Source organism: Dietzia sp. NPDC055340, from assembly GCF_053645335.1.
This window is the reverse complement of the sequence record NZ_JBSHML010000014.1, coordinates 1-16123: the sequence shown is the minus strand read 5'-3', so window position 1 is coordinate 16123 and position 16123 is coordinate 1. Positions and strand designations below refer to the sequence as shown.

Here is a 16123-nt window from a genome sequence, read left to right as displayed (position 1 = left end):
CTCACCATCACGATTCGCTACCCGGGCGCCGGTAGCGGATCCGTCGTCGCAGTGGCGGATGTCGCGTGTGCGCTCAGGGCTCGAGCGGGAGGCGCCAGTCCACGGGTTCCGCCCCGAGTGTGGCCAGCGCCTCGTTGGCGCGGGTGAACGGCCGCGAGCCGAAGAATCCCCGCCGGGCCGAGAGCGGCGACGGGTGAGCCGAGGCGATCACGGGGATCTCGCCGAGCATCCCGGTCAATGACCGGGCGTCGCGCCCCCAGAGGATCGCGACCATCGGCCGGTCACGCTCCACCAGCGCCTCGATGGCCCGCTGGGTGACGGCCTCCCATCCCTTGCGCCGGTGGGAACCGGCGTCGCCCGGGGACACGGTCAGCACCCTGTTGAGCAGCAACACCCCGGATCGCGTCCAGGCCCCCAGATCGCCGTGCGGCGGTGCGGGCAGCCCCAGGTCGTCGGTGTACTCACGGTAGATGTTGCCCAGACTGCGGGGCAGCGGCCGCACCTCACCATCGACGGCGAAACTCAACCCGACGGGATGCCCGGGGGTCGGGTACGGGTCCTGCCCCACGATGAGCACGCGCACGTCGTCGAAGGGTTGGGTGAACGCGCGAAGCACCCGGTCCGACGCCGGCAGGTAACCGCGCCCCGCCGCGTTCTCCGCACGCAGGAAATCACCCATCCGGTGGATCTGCTCCTCCACCGGGGCCAGCGCCCGCGCCCAGCCCGGATCGAGCAGGTGCTCCAGCGGCGGCCGCGCCGAGATCTCCGGTCTCACGGATCAGTCGAGCCGGCGGAGTTCGGCACGGTACCGCATCGCGTTCTCGTGGTACTTCTGCGTGTTGCCCTCGAGCATCGCTGGGTCGACCTCGTAGCCGTCCCGGATCCTCGCGGGCGTGCCCATCGCCATCCGTCGATCGGGCAGGTCGAAGCGTGGCGGGATGAGACACCCGGCGGCGACGATCGCGCCGGCGCCGATCACCGCCCCGTTGAGCACCACCGAACCGGACGAGATCAGCGCGCCGTTCCCGATCGTCGCGCCCTCGATGTGGGCGTTGTGTCCCACGATGCAGTGCTCACCGAACACGGTCGGCTCGCTCTCGGTGCAGTGGACGATCGTGCCGTCCTGGATGTTGGTCATCGCCCCGACCTCGATCCGCCCGTAGTCACCGCGCAACACCGCCGTGGGCCACACCGAGGCGCCCGGACCGAGCGTCACGCGCCCGATCACCACCGCGTCGGGGTGCACCCAGGCATCGGGCGCGATGTCGGGTTCGAGGTCTCCGAGTGCATAGACAGCCATGTGCCCACCCTAGTTCGCGCCGCGCGCGGAGTCCCAGCCTCCGGGCGTCCGGGCGGTGCCGTCGATCGTCACCTCGCCGGGTTCGCCGGCACGGATCGTGCCGATGATCGTGAACTCGTCCGGCACGGCACATCCCGGCGGGAAGGTCCCGAGCAGCCCGTGGTCCTCTCCCCCGTCGAGCATCCAGTCGAGGACGCGGGCGTCGGCGTCGGCGGCGCCGAGCGACTCCGCCGCGGCGAACAGTTCCGGGTCGACCGGCAGTGCCGCGCGGTCCAGGTCCGCGGCGACCCCCGACGCGCGCGTGAGGCCGGACAGGTCGCGCAGGAGCCCGTCGCTGACGTCGGTGAGGGATGAGGCCCCGACCACACGTGCGGCGGTGCCCGTGCCGACCGGGGTGTGGGGCACGCGGTATGCCCGGGCGAGCGGGCCGTCCGGGCGTCCGGCGAGGAGGAGGGCGAGCCCCGCGGCCGACCGCCCGGGGAGTCCGGTGAGTCCGATGCTGTCCCCGGGGGCCGCGCCGTCGATCCGCACCGGGGCGGCCCCGTGCGGAAGGGTGCCGATGGCGGTGACGCCGACGACGACGAAGTCGGCACTCGTGAGGTCCCCACCGACCACGACCGCCCCGGATCGGGCCGCCTCGGAGTGGATCCCGTCGGCGAGATCCGAGATCTCCCGCATCGTGGTGCGACCCGGTACCGCGAGGGCCACCAGGATCCGTGTGCATTCGGCGCCCATCGCCAGGACGTCGGAGACGTTCTGTGCCACGGCTCGCCTGCCGAGGTCCCGCCAGCCCGTGAGATCCCGACGGAAATGGGTTCCCTCAACGAGCATGTCGGTGGTCACCACGGTGGCCCAGGCGGGCCCCAGGACGGCGGCGTCGTCGCCGTTGCCCACCGGGTCGTCCCCCGCCTGCACCGGGGCACCACTGAGCACCTCGAGAACCGCACCTTCGCCGGCCTCGGCCACGGTCACGGCCCGATCGGTCACGTCTGTCCTCCCCTTCCGGGTGGAGTCGCGCGCCGGGTGTGCAGGCGCGGGTCTGTAGCGTTGCCGTCAGGTTAGCGGCCGCCCGGACGGCGTCCGCCCCGGGGAGGAAGGACGACACCTGTGGCTTCGACGGACTCGGATCCGGAGGATCGGTACGACGCCGGTCCGCGGAACACCAGGGCTTCCGACGGGGATGTTCGCCCCGTCCCCACCGCTGTCGTGGTCGCGGGGGTCATCGTCCCCCTGATCGTTCTCGCGGTGGTGTTGGTGCTGTTCCGGAACATGGGCGACGAGGCCGCGGAAGCCGCCGTGAGCGAGCCGTACGCGGCGGTACCCCTCCCCGCGCCGGGCGCCGGGTCCCAGGCTTGCACGGCCCTGATCGAGTCATTGCCGCCGGAGCTCGGAGACGCGACCCAGGTCGCCCTGACCGAGCCGGACACGGCGGGCATCGCGGCCTATCGCATGCCCGACGCCGAGCCGGTGGTCGTGCGCTGCGGCCTGCCGGCGCCGCCGACCTTCGTCGTGGGCGTGGGGCTGCAGGAGGTCAACGGGGTCCAGTGGTTCAACGAGCCCGACCCGGACCCGGCGGTCACGTCGTCGACATGGGTGGCCGTGGATCGGCCCGAGTTCGTCGCGATCACGCTGCCCGAGGGCAGCGGCACCGGTCCGATCCAGAATCTGTCCGACGCGATCACCGCGTCCCTCGACGAGATCGAGCCGGCCCCGGCCCCGGTGGGCTGACCCGCCACGGGCCGTGCCGGCCGCACCGCGGCGATCGCGCGGATCTGCCGGGGGGCCGCCCGCGGAGGGTGGGTCAGCCGCGTGCGAGCGCCGTCTGGACGAGGGTGCCCAACAGCGTCGGGTAGTCGACGTCTGTGGCGGCCCACATCTGCGGGTACATCGAGATCGGGGTGAAGCCCGGCATGGTGTTGACCTCGTTGATCACCGGACCGTCGACCGTGACGAAGAAGTCCACCCGGGTGAGCCCGGTGGCGTCGATCGCCCGAAACGCCGCCACGGCGAGCTCGCGAAGCCGCTCGATGTCGGCGGCCGGGAGCTGCGCCGGCAGGTCGAACGTACACACGTCGTCGAGGTACTTGGTGTCGAAGTCGTAGAAGGAATCGCCCTCGGACTCACCCTCGCGACCGGTCGGCTCGCCGGGGATGTGCAGTTCGGCCGGGAGGCTGGCCTCGACGCGCCCGTCGGGGTACTCCAGGACCCCACATTCGACCTCGCGACCGACGATCGCGGCCTCGACGATCACCTTGGGGTCGAACCGACGGGCCTCGGCGATCGCGGGATCGAGGTCGTCGATCCGGGAGACCTTGGTTATCCCGATCGACGACCCCCCGCGGGCGGGTTTGACGAACAGTGGCAGCCCGAGGCGATCCAGTTCCTCTGCGGTGGGGGACCGTGTTCCGGGGCGCAGCACGACCTGCTCGCCGATCGGCAGTCCGGCGGCGCCGAGGACGATCTTGGTGAACTCCTTGTCCATGCCCGCGGCGCTGGCGAGCACCCCGGGCCCCACGTACGGCAGCCCGGACAACTCGAGGAGCCCCTGGATGGTCCCGTCCTCGGCGTAGGTGCCGTGCATGACCGGAAAGACCACATCGATACGCGCGACCTCCTCCCCGGCGCGGTCCCCGTCCACGTACCGCAGGACACCCCGGTCCTCGGTGGACAAACCCAGCGCGACCCGCGGGCGGTGCGGATCGACGACCGGCATCGAGCGATCGATGATGCGCAGGTCGGAGACATCGTCCGGGCCCAGTGTCCACGCCCCGGTCGAGGTGATCCCCACGGGGATGACGTCGTACTCGGACCGGTCGAGGTGGGAGATGACGGCGCCGGCGGACACGCAGCTCACGGAATGTTCCGTGCTGCGGCCGCCGTAGAGGACGGCAACGGTGGTGCGGTTCACCGGGCCGAGGCTACTCGGGCTTGGTGCTCCGTCTCATGAGGCGCACCGCCACCTCGACGGCGTTACCCCCTTCGTGGCAGATCTCGTGCACCGCCTCGGTCAGGGGCATCTCCACGCCCGCCCGGTGACTGAGCTCGACGATCGAGGTGCACGACTTCACGCCCTCGGCCACCTGGCCGTTGGTCGCCTCCTGTGCCTGCTCCAGGGTCTCGCCCCTGCCGAGTCGCTCACCGAACGTCCGGTTCCGGGACAGCGGAGACGTACAGGTGGCCACCAGGTCGCCCAGACCCGCGAGGCCGGCGAAGGTCATCTGGCTGGCGCCCAGTGCCACCCCGAGCCGGGTGGACTCCGCCAGACCACGTGTGACCAGTGTCGCCGCGGTGTTGTCCCCCAGACCCATCCCCGAGGCTATGCCACACACCAGCGCGATCACGTTCTTGGTGGCCCCACCGATCTCGCAGCCCACCACGTCGTTGTTGGTGTACGGCCGGAAGTAACGGGTGGAGAAGGCGTCCTGGAGTCGCGCGGCGCGCGCCGCGTCGGTGCAGGCGATGACGGTCGCGGCGGGCTGCCCCTCCGCGACCTCACGGGCGAGGTTGGGCCCGGACAGGACGGCGATCTGCCCCTCGGGGAGGCCTGCGACCTCGGCGACGACCTCGCTGATCCGCATGAGCGTGCCCGTCTCGATGCCCTTGGCCAGAGAGATGACCCCGACGTTCGGCGTCAGCAGGTCGACCCAGTTCTCGAGGTTCGCGCGCAGAGTCTGTGACGGTACCGCGAGGACGACCTCCTCCGCACCGTCGAGGACCTCCGCCGGGTCGGTCGATGCGCTGACCGCCGACGGCAGTACGACGCCCGGGAGGTACTTGCCGTTGCAGTGGTTGCCGTTGATGTCGTCGGCGGCCTCCTCGCGCCGCGCCCACATGACGACCTCGGAGCCGGCGTCCGCGAGAACCTTGCCCACCGCGGTCCCCCAGGACCCCGCACCCATCACTGCGATCCGCGCCATGGCCGCCTCCCCACTCTCGTCGCCACCTGGCCTCGCCCCGGGTGAATCACGGCAGTGACGCTACCCGGCGCCGGGCGATCGCGAGGCGGTGCTGGCAGGATGGCGTTCGATGAACGCAGTGGGTGGCCGGGAGCGCACAGGAGACGGGTGGACGATCGTCGTCCCCGTCAAATCCCTCGATCGCGCCAAAAGCCGACTGGGGTCGACGCTCTCGCCGGACTCCCGCCGGGGCCTCGTGGTGGCGATGACCACCGATGTCGTCACCGCCTGCCTCCACAGTCAGCAGGTCGGGCGCGTTCGGATCGTCTCCTCCGACCCCCAGATCGCCGCCCTCGCCGACCGATTGGGGGCGGAGTTCGTCGCCGAGACGACGCCGGCCCCCGGCACCGACGTGGACCCGCTCAATGCCGCGCTGACCGAGGCGCTCGCCGGTCTCACCGGACGGGTCGCAGTCGTCGCCGCCGACCTCCCCGAGCTGGACGCGCAGTCGCTGACCCGCGTGCTCGATTCGGCGGCCGAATACCCGCATTCGGTCGTCGTCGATCATCGCGGAGAGGGCACCACGATGGCATTCTGGGCCGGCGGCGCCGCCCGTGTGTGCCGGTTCGGCGCCGGCTCCGCCGAGCGCTATCGGCTCGAGGGCGGGGCCGCGGTGCTCGACGTCGACGACATCGCACGGGGCGCGGCCTCCCGGGACGTGGACATCCCCGAGGACGTGGTCCGACTGGCCGGTCGTCGGGTCGGGGCCGCCACCGCCCGGGCGTTGACGGGTGTTTCCGCTCCCCTTCGCTGCCCGGACCACCCTCGATCGGCCACAATGGTCTGGTGACAGTCGAAGACCACGCCCCGCAGGCACTTCCCCGGCCCCGTGACCGCTACCTCAACCGTGAACTCAGCTGGCTCGACTTCAATGCGCGCGTCCTCGCGCTGGCCGGCGAGACATCTCTCCCGCTGTTGGAACGAGCCAAGTTCCTCGCGATCTTCGCCTCCAATCTCGACGAGTTCTACATGGTCCGGGTGGCGGGCCTGAAGCGTCGCGACAAGACCGGCCTCTCGGTCCGCTCCGCCGACGGCCGGACACCCGCCGAACAGCTCAGTCGGATCAGCCTGCGTAGCCGTGAACTGTGCGACGAGCAGTCCAGGTTGTTCCACGATGAGATCCGGCCGGCGCTGGAGGCGAACGGCATCAGGATCCTGCCCTGGTCGGCGCTCTCCACAGAAGAGCGTTTCGAGCTCTCCGAGCTGTTCCGTAACCAGATCTTCCCGGTTCTCACGCCGCTCGCCGTCGATCCGGCGCATCCGTTCCCCTACATCTCGGGCCTGAGTCTGAATCTCGCGGTGATCATCCGCGACGCCGATTCGGGACAGGAACACTTCGCGCGGGTGAAGATCCCGCACAACGTGCCCCGCTTCATCCGGGTCCAGCGCGAGAGCGCCGAGGAGTTCGCGTTCGTCTCCGCCGAAGAGCTCATCGCCGCCCACCTGGGCGAGTTGTTCCAGGGCATGGAGATCGTCGAGCACCACGTGTTCCGCGTGACGCGAAACGCGGACATGGAGGTCGAGGAAGACCGGGACGAGGACCTCCTGCAGGCCCTCGAGCGAGAGCTGGCGCGCCGTCGATTCGGCTCCGCCGTCCGCCTCGAGATCGCCGAGGACACCACCCCCCGGATGTTGCGGATCCTCAAGCGCGAGCTCGACATCGAGTCCGGGGACGTGATCCGCTTCTCCGGCCTGCTCGATCTGACCGGGCTGTGGCAGCTCCACGGACTCGAGCTCCCGGATCTCAAGGATCCGGCGATGGTGCCGGCCACTCCTCCGGCGTTCGGTGAACGGGAGACGGCCCGCAACATCTTCGACTCGCTCCACGAGGGCGACGTCCTGGTCGAGCACCCCTACGACTCGTTCTCCACCACCGTCCAGAGATTCATCGAGCAAGCAGCGGCGGACGAGAACGTACTGGCGATCAAGCAGACCCTCTACCGCACCTCCGGTGACTCGCCCATCGTCAACGCCCTCGTCGACGCCGCCGCAGCCGGCAAGCAGGTGGTGGCGCTGGTCGAGATCAAGGCCCGGTTCGACGAGCAGAACAACATCCGGTGGGCGCGCGAACTCGAGCAGGCCGGCGTGCATGTGGTGTACGGGTTGGTGGGTTTGAAGACGCACTGTAAGACGTGTCTGGTCGTCCGCAAGGAGGGCGATCGCCTCCAGCGCTACGCCCACATCGGGACCGGCAACTACAACCCCAAGACGGCGCGCCTGTACGAGGACGTGGGGCTGTTCACCGCCGACGAGGACGTGGTCTCGGACCTGACCGACCTGTTCAACCACCTGACGGGCTTCTCCAATGTCAGCAAATACCGGCGGCTGCTCGTCGCCCCCGAGGGCATCCGCTCCGGGATCATCGAGCGCATCGACCGGGAGATCGCGCTGGCCGCAGAGGGTCGGGAGGCGGGCATCCGCCTCAAGGCCAACGCCCTGGTCGACGAGCAGGTGATCGACGCCCTGTACCGCGCCTCGCAGGCCGGCGTCCCGGTCGACATCGTCGTGCGTGGAATCTGCTCACTACGTGCCGGGGTTCCCGGACTGAGCGAGAACATCCACGTCCGGTCGATTCTCGGCCGGTTCCTCGAGCATTCACGCATCCTGCACTTCCGTGGTGCGGACGAGGTGTTGCTGGGCAGCGCGGACATGATGCACCGAAACCTCGATCGACGCGTCGAGGTGATGGTCACGGTCACCGACCCGCGCCTCAAGGCGCAGGTGAACCGCATCTTCACCTCGGCTCTCGATCCCGCCACGCGCAGCTTCCAGCTGCAGCCCGACGCCACGTGGCGCCGGATGCCCGCGCCGGAGGACTGGGCGGACTCGATCGATCACCAGGAACGCATGGCCGCCGAACACGCGGGGTTCCGTGACCGATGAGCAAGTCCAAGTCCAAGTCCAAGATCCGGGTCGTCCCCGCCGCGGGTGCGGTGTTGTACCGCGTGGAGAACGGGGTGCCGGTGTGCGCGATCGTCCACCGGTCCCGGTACGACGACTGGTCGCTACCGAAGGGCAAGGTCGATTCAGGAGAGTCCCTGCCGACGACCGCGGTCAGGGAGATCCTCGAGGAGACCGGGTTCGAGTCGGTGCTCGAGTCACTCATCGGGACCACCGCGTACCCGCTGAAGGAGAACACCCGCAAGGAGGTCACCTACTGGTCCGCCCGGTCGCTCGGCGGCCGCTTCGCGCCGAATTCCGAGGTCGACGAACTCCGGTGGCTCCCCGTGGAGGAGGCCAAGGCTCTCGTCTCCTACGCCCTGGACCGCAAGATACTCACCCGCTTCGCCGGCATGCGACCGGTGGAGACGGTGGTGCTCCTCGTGCGGCACGCCAAGGCGGGCGACAGGAGCGAATGGAGCGGGGACGACGCGCTTCGACCACTCGAGAAGTCCGGGCGTACGCAGGCCGAGATGCTGTCCCCGATGCTGAGGGCGTTCGGCGTCAGCCGGCTGCACAGCGCGCCCCGGGTGCGCTGCGAACAGACCCTGGGGCCGCTCGCCGATGAACTCGGTGTCGACATCGCGATCGAGCCCGCCCTGAGCGACGAGGCCTACCTGGAGTCACCTGCGGGCGCCGTGCAGCGGCTGCTCGAGATCGCGGCCACCGGCGGTGGCATCGCGGCGATCAGTTCCCAGGGCACCGCGATCCCCGGGATGCTCGATGATATGGCCGTGGCAGCGGGGATCGACATCGGCGATACCTCCACCAAGAAGGCGGGCGCGTGGGGTCTCGGCTTCTCAGGGACCACACTGCTCTATGCGGACTACTACCGCAGCCCGCTCCCGCTGCACTGACCGGCGAGCCGACGGGACCGCACTCTCCCGGGACGGCGCGGCGTGGGTCAGCCGAGGCTCAGCCGACCCTGCCGGGGTGGTCGACACCGTTCTGCCCCAGCCCGCCGAACGACTGGTGCGAACTCGATCGCTTTGCCGCCAGCCGTCCTTCCGGGAGGACCTCCGCGCCCTGGATGACCGCCTTGAAGTACTGACCGGGGCGGAAAACCGGCGAATACGTGGGAGGGACCGGGATCGACTCCCCGGTGTGTGGGTTACGGGCGACCCGTGCGGCCCGGGCCTTCTTCTCGAAGATGCCGAACCCCATGATGGTGATCGACTCCCCGGACGCCACCGTCCGCACGATGATGTCGAGGGTGTTCTCCAGCGCCTCGGTGGCTAGCTGGTGGTCACCGCCCATACGTTCAGCCAGTTCCTCGATGAGATCGGCTTTGTTCACGTGGGAGCCCCCCTTTGTGCGAGTGTCGCTGTCGCGGAACCGATCCGCACCCAGTGCGGATAAGCATACTCACACAAAGAGGGATAAAGAAGCCTCAACATCCGCGCGCCATGGCGTCCGGCAGCTCTCCCGAGCCACCCGCCGAGGGGCGCCGATCCCCGCCTACCGTGGCTCGGTGACGGGCTTGAAGGACGGACGCCGGGCCTCGTACTCCTCGATGAGGTCCTCACGCCGGAGGGTGAGGCCGATGTCGTCGAGCCCCTCCATGAGGCGCCACCTGGTGTAGTCATCGATGTCGAACGGGACGGTCACATCTCCGGCCGCGACGGTCCGCGCACCCAGATCGACGGTCAGCTCGATCCCGGGCCGGGCGTCCATGACCTTCCAGAGCAGCTCCACGTTCTCCTGCTCCACCTGGGCCGCGACGAGCCCGGACTTGCCGGAGTTCCCGCGGAAGATGTCGGCGAAGCGCGAGGAGATGACCACGCGGAACCCGAAGTCCATGAGCGCCCAGACAGCGTGCTCCCGGGAGGAACCGGTGCCGAAGTCGGGACCGGCGACCAGGACGGAAGCCTTGTCGTAGGGCGCGCGGTTGAGCACGAAGTCGGGCTCCTTCGCGCGCCATGACGAGAACAGCCCGTCCTCGAAGCCCGTGCGGGTCACGCGCTTGAGGTAGACGGCGGGGATGATCTGATCGGTGTCCACGTTGGAGCGGCGCAGCGGGGCACCGATGCCGGTGTGGGTGGTGATCGGCTCCATGAGGTGTCAGGCCCCCTTCGCGGGCTCGAGGTCGGCGGGAGAGGCGAAGCGGCCGAGCACGGCGGTGGCCGCCGCGACGGACGGGCTGACCAGGTGGGTGCGCGCACCCTTGCCCTGGCGCCCCTCGAAGTTCCGGTTGGAGGTCGAGGCACATCGCTGACCGGGCTCGAGTGAGTCGGGGTTCATCCCGAGACACATCGAGCATCCGGGCTGGCGCCACTCGGCCCCGAACTCTGTGAAGATCCGGTCCAGCCCCTCGGCCTCGGCCTGCTCGCGTACCCGCATCGAACCGGGGACGACGAGCACTCGGACGTCGTCGGCGACCCTGCGGCCGGCGACGACCTCGGCCACCTCGCGCAGGTCCTCGATCCGCCCGTTGGTGCAGGAGCCCACGAACACCACGTCGACGGGCACGTCCCGCATCGGGGTCCCCGCCCGGAGATCCATGTACTCCAGGGCGCTCTCGGCGGCGATCCGCTCACTCTCGTCCGTGAAGGACTCCGGGTCCGGCACGGTCGCACCCAGCGGAACACCCTGGCCGGGGTTGGTGCCCCACGTGACGAACGGGGTCAGTGCGGAGCCGTCGATCACGACCTCGGTGTCGAACACCGCGTCCTCGTCGGTCCGCAGGCCGCGCCAGTACTCCACGGCGGCGTCCCACTCGGCCCCCTGCGGGGCGTGCGGGCGACCCTCGAGATAGTCGAAGGTGGTCTGGTCCGGGGCGATCATGCCCGCGCGGGCGCCGGCCTCGATGCTCATGTTGCACACGGTCATCCGGGCCTCCATCGAGAGCTTCTCGATGGCCTCTCCGCGGTACTCGATGATGTAGCCCTGCCCGCCGCCGGTGCCGATCTGTGCGATCACGGCCAGGATGAGGTCCTTCGCGGTGACGCCGGGCCGCAGTTCGCCGGTCACGGTGATCGCCATCGTCTTGAACGGCCGCAGCGACAGTGTCTGGGTGGCCATGACGTGCTCCACCTCGGAGGTGCCGATGCCCATCGCGATGGAGCCGAACGCGCCGTGCGTCGAGGTGTGCGAATCGCCGCACACGACGGTCATCCCGGGCTGGGTCAGGCCCAGCTGCGGTCCGATGATGTGGACGATGCCCTGCTCGGCATCACCCATCGGGTAGAGGCGGACACCGAACTCCTCGCAGTTGCGGCGCAGCGTCTCGATCTGCGTCCGCGAGGTCTGGTCGGCGATGAGGTTCACCGCTCCCCCGACGATGTCGGTGGGCACGTTGTGGTCCTCCGTCGCCAGCGTGAGGTCGGGCCGGCGGAGCCGCCGACCGGCGAGCCGGAGCCCGTCGAACGCCTGCGGGCTGGTCACCTCATGGATGAGGTGCAGGTCGATGAAGATGAGGTCGGGCTGACGCGACCCGCCCTCGCCCTCGCCCCTGGCGACCACGTGGTCATCCCAGACCTTCTCGGCCAGGGTCCGCGGCCGTCCGCCGCCGGACACCGTCTCACTCATCACGCCTCCAAGTCCACGTCCTCGGCGAGTTCACGATGGATTCTCACCATGTAGGACGCTATAGTCGAACTGTGAGACAGTATAGCGGGATCGGGGTCCTCGACAAAGCAATGACGGTGCTACACGCCGTGGCCGAGCAACCGTGCGTCCTGTCAGACCTGTGCGAGCGAACCGGGCTGCCCCGGGCGACCGCACACCGACTGGCGGTGGGCCTGGAGACGCACCAACTCCTGGCCCGTGACGATGCCGGCATCTGGACCCTGGGACCCGGCCTCGCCAAGCTCGCGGCCAACCTCCCCGACCCGCTCGCCGAGGCCGCCTCCTCGGTCCTGCCCCGCCTGCGCGAGACCACGGACGAGAGCGTCCAAGTCTACCGCCGCGACGGCGACCGCCGTGTCTGCGTGGCCTCGGCCGAGCCCCTCACCGGACTGCGCGACACGGTGCCCGTCGGAGCGGTCCTGCCCATGACGCGCGGCTCTGGCGCCAAGGTGCTCGCCGCGTGGGCCGACATCCACACGCAGCGCGCGCTGCTGGCCGAGGCGGGCTACACCGAGCGCCAGCTCGCCGAGATCCGCAAGCGCGGCTGGGCACAGTCCGTCGCCGAGCGCGAGCCCGGCGTCGCGTCCATCTCGGCGCCGATCCGCGACTCCTCGGGCGCGGTGATCGCTGCCATCTCCGTCTCCGGCCCGGTGGACCGCATCGGCCGCCGCCCCGGTGTGCGCTGGGCCGCCGACCTCCTAGCCGCTGCCGAGGCCATCCACAAGCGCCTCTAACCGACACCCGCCCCACCGGCCGCGACCCGCACCGAACCAGGCGCCGCCCGCCCTGCGCCCCGGCCCGGCATGCCGCCCGTCGGGTCAGCCCGCCGGGTCAGCCCGGGCGCCGCCCCCGGACGAGCCGCTCCAGCGCCCAGGGCAGGCTGGACACGCTCGGCTGCCGGACCGCGGCCACGAGATCACCGTCCCGTGGGTCGACGCGAACGACGTGCACGCCGGGCCGCCGCAGTTCCCGGAAGACGACCGGCCCGGGATACGTCACCACGTCGAACCCGAGTGCCCGCAGCTCGGCGAGGAGCGGCGCGTCGGCCGCGAGGGTGGCCACGGCGGTGTCGGGGTCAGCGCCGGTCCCGATGACGACGACGAAGCTCTCCACCCCCAGCCGGCGCTGCCGCTCGGCCCACGCCCCGAGCACCTCCCCGGTGGCCCGTTCCGCCGGGGCGGGGTCGGCCCCCACCGCGTCGGCGATCAGGTGGAGATGATCGCGCCAATCGGGTCGCCCCTCCGGGCCGACGATCACCGCGCCGAGACGTTCATAGGCCCGCAGTTGCGACTCGGTGACATCCGCGGACGCCATCGCGAACGCGTCCACCCCGAAGGGCAGGAGGGATCTGAGGCTCGGCGGCCCGGACCCGGCCCACTCCGGCGCCGGCGGGGCGGGCCGCCCGCGCCAGGGCCGGGGTCCGGTACCGTCCGCCGCCCAGGCCGCCGTCGGCGCATGGTCGAGCGCGTGCAGGACGTCGAGGTCCGCCGAGGACATCGCGACCACCTGTCGCGCAGGGGCGTCGGGCGTGACGGTCCGGACCGGCTCCGGCGGGGCGAGCGACCCGGACGTGGACGCGCCCCGGGTCGACGGAGTCGTCGTCGTCCGGCCCGGATCGTCCGTCCGCGCACACCCGGACACCCCCACCGTCGCCAGCCCGGCACCGAGGGCGAGGCGGAGAAGGTCACGGCGCGAGGTCACGACGGCGATCCTCTCATGCCCCAAATGCAGGATGACCCGGCTCGTCTGATCAGACGAGCCGGGTCATCTCCCTGGTACCCCCGATGGGATTCGAACCCACGCTACCGCCGTGAGAGGGCGGCGTCCTAGGCCGCTAGACGACGGGGGCTTAGTGCGGAACCACTATAGGCAGACCCGGTTCCGGATTCCAAATCAGGAGGGTGTCGAAGTTCACCAGGTATAATTATGCACTCGGTGCAAAGTTTGGCTAGGCTTCCGCCATGACTTCCCCACCCGACGCCGACTCGCTCCGCGAGCGCAAGCGGCGCGCGACGATGGTCGCCATCGAGGACGCCGCCACGTCGCTCGTGCTCGAGCACGGCTACGACGCGGTGACCGTCGACCAGATCTGCGCGGCCGCCGAGGTCTCCAAGCGGACCTTCTTCAACTACGTCGCCTCCAAGGAGGCCGCGGTCATCGGCACGACCCCCGAGGACGTCCCCGACGCCGCACGCGCGGAGTTCCTCGTCGGGGCCGACCCGGACGTCCCGCGCGCCCTGCTCACGCTGTTCCTCTCGGCGTTCGCCGCGGTCCGCACGGCCGACGACGCGCAGACCGCCGTCCTTCTGCAGCGTCGGCGCGCCATCTTCCGTGAGCACCCCGACCTGGCCGCCGCGCGGATGACCGCCTCGTCGAAGTTCCAGCTCCGGCTCGTCGACCTGCTCACCCAGCATTTCGGACGGAGCCCACAGCTACGGCGGCTCACCACCGTCCCCGTCGACGCCGAGGCGCGTGCCTACGTCGCGCTGATCGCCGCCTCCGGGAGCCTCGGGCTGTCGACCTGGCTCACCCGCGAACACGCCACCCTCGCCGACCTCAACGCCGACTGCCTCATGGCCCTCGGCCAACTCGCCCAGCTCGCAGCCCTCTCAGAGAGGTCAGTATGACCGACACCACCACCCGACCACACGCGGAGACGAACGCCCCGGCCGCGCCCGGCCACAACGTCCCGCTGGTCTTCACCTCGCTGCTGCTGGGGATGCTCATCGTGTCCCTGGGGCAGATGATCTTCGCCACCGCGCTCCCGACCATCGTCGCCGACCTCGGCGGCGTCGACCGGATGAGCTGGGTCATCACCGTCTACCTGCTCACCATGACCATCGGCCTGCCGGTATACGGCAAGCTCGGTGACCAGATCGGCCGCAAGCCCCTGTTCGTGGCCGCGATACTGCTGTTCTCCGCCGGCTCGCTCCTCGGCGCACTGTCCTGGAACATCGACGTCCTCATCGTTGCGCGCGCCATCCAGGGCCTCGGCGGCGGCGGGCTCATGGTCCTGTCGCAGGCGATCGTCGCCGACGTCGTGCCCGCCCGCCAGCGCGGTCGGTACATGGGCATCATGGGCGCGGTCTTCGGGCTCTCCTCCGTCCTCGGGCCACTCCTCGGCGGGTTCTTCACCGAGGGGCCCGGTTGGCGCTGGGCGCTGTGGTTCAACCTCCCGGTCTGCCTCCTAGCCCTGGTCGTGGCGGTGGCCTTCCTCCGTCTCCCCCGCCGCGGCGCCGGCCGACGGACGGACTGGGCCGGCACGCTCCTCATGGCCACCGGCACCACCGCGCTCATCCTGCTCTCGTCGTGGGGCGGCCACCGGTTCGGCTGGACCGACCCGGCGATCTTCGCCCTGGGCGCAGTGTTCCTCGTCTGCGCGGTCGCGTTCGTCCTGGTCGAGCTGCGCTCCGCCGATCCGCTGATCCCCATGACCCTGTTCCGCCAGCGCAACTTCACCCTGTCCACCGCGGCCGGGCTCATCATCGGCGTGTCGATGTTCGGGTGCATCGCCTACCTGCCCACCTACATCCAGATGGTCCACGGGCTCAGCCCCACCGCCGCCGGCCTCATGATGACGCCGATGATGGCCGGGATGATGGGCACCTCGATCGTCGTGGGCAACATCGTCAGCCGCACCGGCCGCTACAAGTGGTACCCGGTGGTCGGCTCGGTGGTCATGGCCGTCGGCCTCTGGCTGATCGGCTCGCTCCGGGCCGAGGACACCCTCACGCACCTCGGGGTGGTCCTGTTCGTGTTCGGCTTCGGACTCGGCCTGTGCATGCAGCTGCTGGTCCTCATCGTGCAGAACTCGTTCCCCATCACCATGGTCGGCACGGCCACCGCGTCCAACAACTTCTTCCGTCAGATCGGCGCCACACTGGGGTCGGCGGTCGTCGGCTCGGTGTTCGTCAGCCGCCTCGCCGATCTCATGGGCGAGCGGATCCCCGCCGCGGCCCAGCAGATGGGGCCCGAAGGAGCTGAGGTCGCCGCAGGTTTCTCGAACGGCTCCGGCGCCGCGAACTCGATGAGCCCGGAGATACTCGCCGGCCTTCCCGGGCCGCTGCACGACGCGATCGTCGGAGCGTACAACGACGCCCTCGTTCCGATCTACCACGTCGTGGTGCCACTGCTCCTCGTCGCCACCGTGATGCTGCTGTTCATCCGCGAGGACAAGCTCAAGGAGACGATCGACTGAGCAGGCCGGCGACGCCGGTGGCCGGACCGGCCACCCGCGTCGCCTGTCGCGGTCCCTCGCCCGGCCCGGGTTAAAGGCCAGAATGTGTGTATGGATACCCGGATTTAGTGGGTGTGGCCTGCGGTGATGGTGGGTTGAACATGCTCTGAAAGCATGTTCGGT

General features: G+C 70.2%; 16 protein-coding genes and 1 tRNA gene. 7 read left to right on the top strand and 10 right to left on the bottom strand.

Annotated features, from left to right (window positions below; translation table 11 throughout):
• Positions 1-73: 73 nt before the first annotated feature.
• Genes ACWIFB_RS11535 through thiL form a run of 3 tightly spaced genes read right to left on the bottom strand, consistent with a single transcriptional unit; the run spans position 74 to position 2287 of the window.
• Positions 74-775, bottom strand: a complete 702-nt coding sequence (locus ACWIFB_RS11535) for a uracil-DNA glycosylase (protein ID WP_454058320.1) — start codon at positions 773-775, stop codon at positions 74-76.
• 3 nt (positions 776-778) lie between these two features.
• Positions 779-1300 (bottom strand): gamma carbonic anhydrase family protein, encoded by a 522-nt coding sequence (locus ACWIFB_RS11530; protein WP_452100984.1) that lies wholly within the window; start codon positions 1298-1300, stop codon positions 779-781.
• Between the two features lie 9 nt (positions 1301-1309).
• Entirely contained in the window at positions 1310-2287 is a 978-nt protein-coding gene (gene thiL / locus ACWIFB_RS11525; RefSeq protein WP_454058319.1) for a thiamine-phosphate kinase, read from the bottom strand.
• 120 nt (positions 2288-2407) lie between these two features.
• Here thiL and ACWIFB_RS11520 point away from each other — a divergent pair, with 120 nt between their 5' ends.
• Positions 2408-3028 carry a DUF3515 domain-containing protein gene (locus tag ACWIFB_RS11520; RefSeq protein WP_452100982.1) on the top strand — a complete coding sequence of 207 codons (621 nt, stop codon included), beginning with the start codon at positions 2408-2410 and terminating at the stop codon, positions 3026-3028.
• A 73-nt stretch (positions 3029-3101) separates the two neighbouring features.
• On the opposite strand, the gene ACWIFB_RS11515 is transcribed toward ACWIFB_RS11520, so the two are convergent.
• Positions 3102-4208, bottom strand: coding sequence for a D-alanine--D-alanine ligase family protein (locus ACWIFB_RS11515; RefSeq protein WP_452100981.1), 1107 nt, complete (start codon positions 4206-4208; stop codon positions 3102-3104).
• A 10-nt stretch (positions 4209-4218) separates the two neighbouring features.
• Positions 4219-5217: an NAD(P)H-dependent glycerol-3-phosphate dehydrogenase gene (locus tag ACWIFB_RS11510; protein ID WP_452100980.1), complete on the bottom strand. Its 999-nt coding sequence runs from the start codon at positions 5215-5217 to the stop codon at positions 4219-4221.
• A gap of 109 nt (positions 5218-5326) precedes the next feature.
• Between ACWIFB_RS11510 and cofC the strand changes: the two genes are divergently transcribed.
• Genes cofC through ACWIFB_RS11495 form a run of 3 tightly spaced genes read left to right on the top strand, consistent with a single transcriptional unit; the run spans position 5327 to position 9053 of the window.
• A complete protein-coding gene (gene cofC / locus ACWIFB_RS11505; RefSeq protein ID WP_452100979.1) occupies positions 5327-6046 on the top strand; it encodes a 2-phospho-L-lactate guanylyltransferase in 720 nt (239 codons plus the stop codon).
• Positions 6043-8139, top strand: a complete 2097-nt coding sequence (locus ACWIFB_RS11500) for an RNA degradosome polyphosphate kinase (RefSeq protein WP_452100978.1) — start codon at positions 6043-6045, stop codon at positions 8137-8139. Before cofC ends, ACWIFB_RS11500 begins: the two co-directional genes overlap by 4 nt.
• Positions 8136-9053: an NUDIX hydrolase gene (locus tag ACWIFB_RS11495; protein ID WP_452100977.1), complete on the top strand. Its 918-nt coding sequence runs from the start codon at positions 8136-8138 to the stop codon at positions 9051-9053. The genes ACWIFB_RS11500 and ACWIFB_RS11495 overlap by 4 nt, the downstream gene beginning before the upstream one ends.
• 58 nt (positions 9054-9111) lie before the next feature.
• Here the strand turns inward: ACWIFB_RS11495 and ACWIFB_RS11490 are convergent, their stop codons facing one another.
• From ACWIFB_RS11490 to leuC, 3 genes are all read right to left on the bottom strand, one after another.
• Positions 9112-9492, bottom strand: coding sequence for an HU family DNA-binding protein (locus tag ACWIFB_RS11490; RefSeq protein WP_452100976.1), 381 nt, complete (start codon positions 9490-9492; stop codon positions 9112-9114).
• Between the two features lie 162 nt (positions 9493-9654).
• Positions 9655-10251 (bottom strand): 3-isopropylmalate dehydratase small subunit, encoded by a 597-nt coding sequence (leuD, locus tag ACWIFB_RS11485; protein ID WP_452100975.1) that lies wholly within the window; start codon positions 10249-10251, stop codon positions 9655-9657.
• A gap of 6 nt (positions 10252-10257) precedes the next feature.
• Entirely contained in the window at positions 10258-11724 is a 1467-nt protein-coding gene (gene leuC, locus ACWIFB_RS11480; protein ID WP_452100974.1) for a 3-isopropylmalate dehydratase large subunit, read from the bottom strand.
• Between the two features lie 71 nt (positions 11725-11795).
• Here leuC and ACWIFB_RS11475 point away from each other — a divergent pair, with 71 nt between their 5' ends.
• Positions 11796-12497: an IclR family transcriptional regulator gene (locus ACWIFB_RS11475; RefSeq protein ID WP_452100973.1), complete on the top strand. Its 702-nt coding sequence runs from the start codon at positions 11796-11798 to the stop codon at positions 12495-12497.
• A 97-nt stretch (positions 12498-12594) separates the two neighbouring features.
• On the opposite strand, the gene ACWIFB_RS11470 is transcribed toward ACWIFB_RS11475, so the two are convergent.
• Complete coding sequence (locus ACWIFB_RS11470; protein WP_452100972.1) at positions 12595-13464, bottom strand: ABC transporter substrate-binding protein; 870 nt, start codon at positions 13462-13464, stop codon at positions 12595-12597.
• Positions 13465-13536: 72 nt separating this feature from the next.
• Positions 13537-13612 (bottom strand) — tRNA-Glu (locus ACWIFB_RS11465).
• A gap of 112 nt (positions 13613-13724) precedes the next feature.
• Here ACWIFB_RS11465 and ACWIFB_RS11460 point away from each other — a divergent pair.
• A complete protein-coding gene (locus ACWIFB_RS11460) occupies positions 13725-14390 on the top strand; it encodes a TetR/AcrR family transcriptional regulator (RefSeq protein WP_452101092.1) in 666 nt (221 codons plus the stop codon).
• On the top strand, positions 14387-15961 hold the full coding sequence (locus tag ACWIFB_RS11455) for an MDR family MFS transporter (protein WP_452101091.1): 1575 nt from the start codon (positions 14387-14389) through the stop codon (positions 15959-15961). The genes ACWIFB_RS11460 and ACWIFB_RS11455 overlap by 4 nt, the downstream gene beginning before the upstream one ends.
• Positions 15962-16123: the final 162 nt, after the last annotated feature.

Bases quoted from the DNA above. Each gene is read 5' to 3' on its own strand.
- ACWIFB_RS11460 (WP_452101092.1), top strand. From the start codon at position 13,725: ATGACTTCCCCACCCGACGCCGACTCGCTCCGCGAGCGCAAGCGGCGC.
- leuC (WP_452100974.1), bottom strand. From the start codon at position 11,724: ATGAGTGAGACGGTGTCCGGCGGCGGACGGCCGCGGACCCTGGCCGAG.
- ACWIFB_RS11510 (WP_452100980.1), bottom strand. From the start codon at position 5,217: ATGGCGCGGATCGCAGTGATGGGTGCGGGGTCCTGGGGGACCGCGGTG.
- cofC (WP_452100979.1), top strand. From the start codon at position 5,327: ATGAACGCAGTGGGTGGCCGGGAGCGCACAGGAGACGGGTGGACGATC.
- leuD (WP_452100975.1), bottom strand. From the start codon at position 10,251: ATGGAGCCGATCACCACCCACACCGGCATCGGTGCCCCGCTGCGCCGC.
- ACWIFB_RS11455 (WP_452101091.1), top strand. From the start codon at position 14,387: ATGACCGACACCACCACCCGACCACACGCGGAGACGAACGCCCCGGCC.
- ACWIFB_RS11495 (WP_452100977.1), top strand. From the start codon at position 8,136: ATGAGCAAGTCCAAGTCCAAGTCCAAGATCCGGGTCGTCCCCGCCGCG.
- ACWIFB_RS11530 (WP_452100984.1), bottom strand. From the start codon at position 1,300: ATGGCTGTCTATGCACTCGGAGACCTCGAACCCGACATCGCGCCCGAT.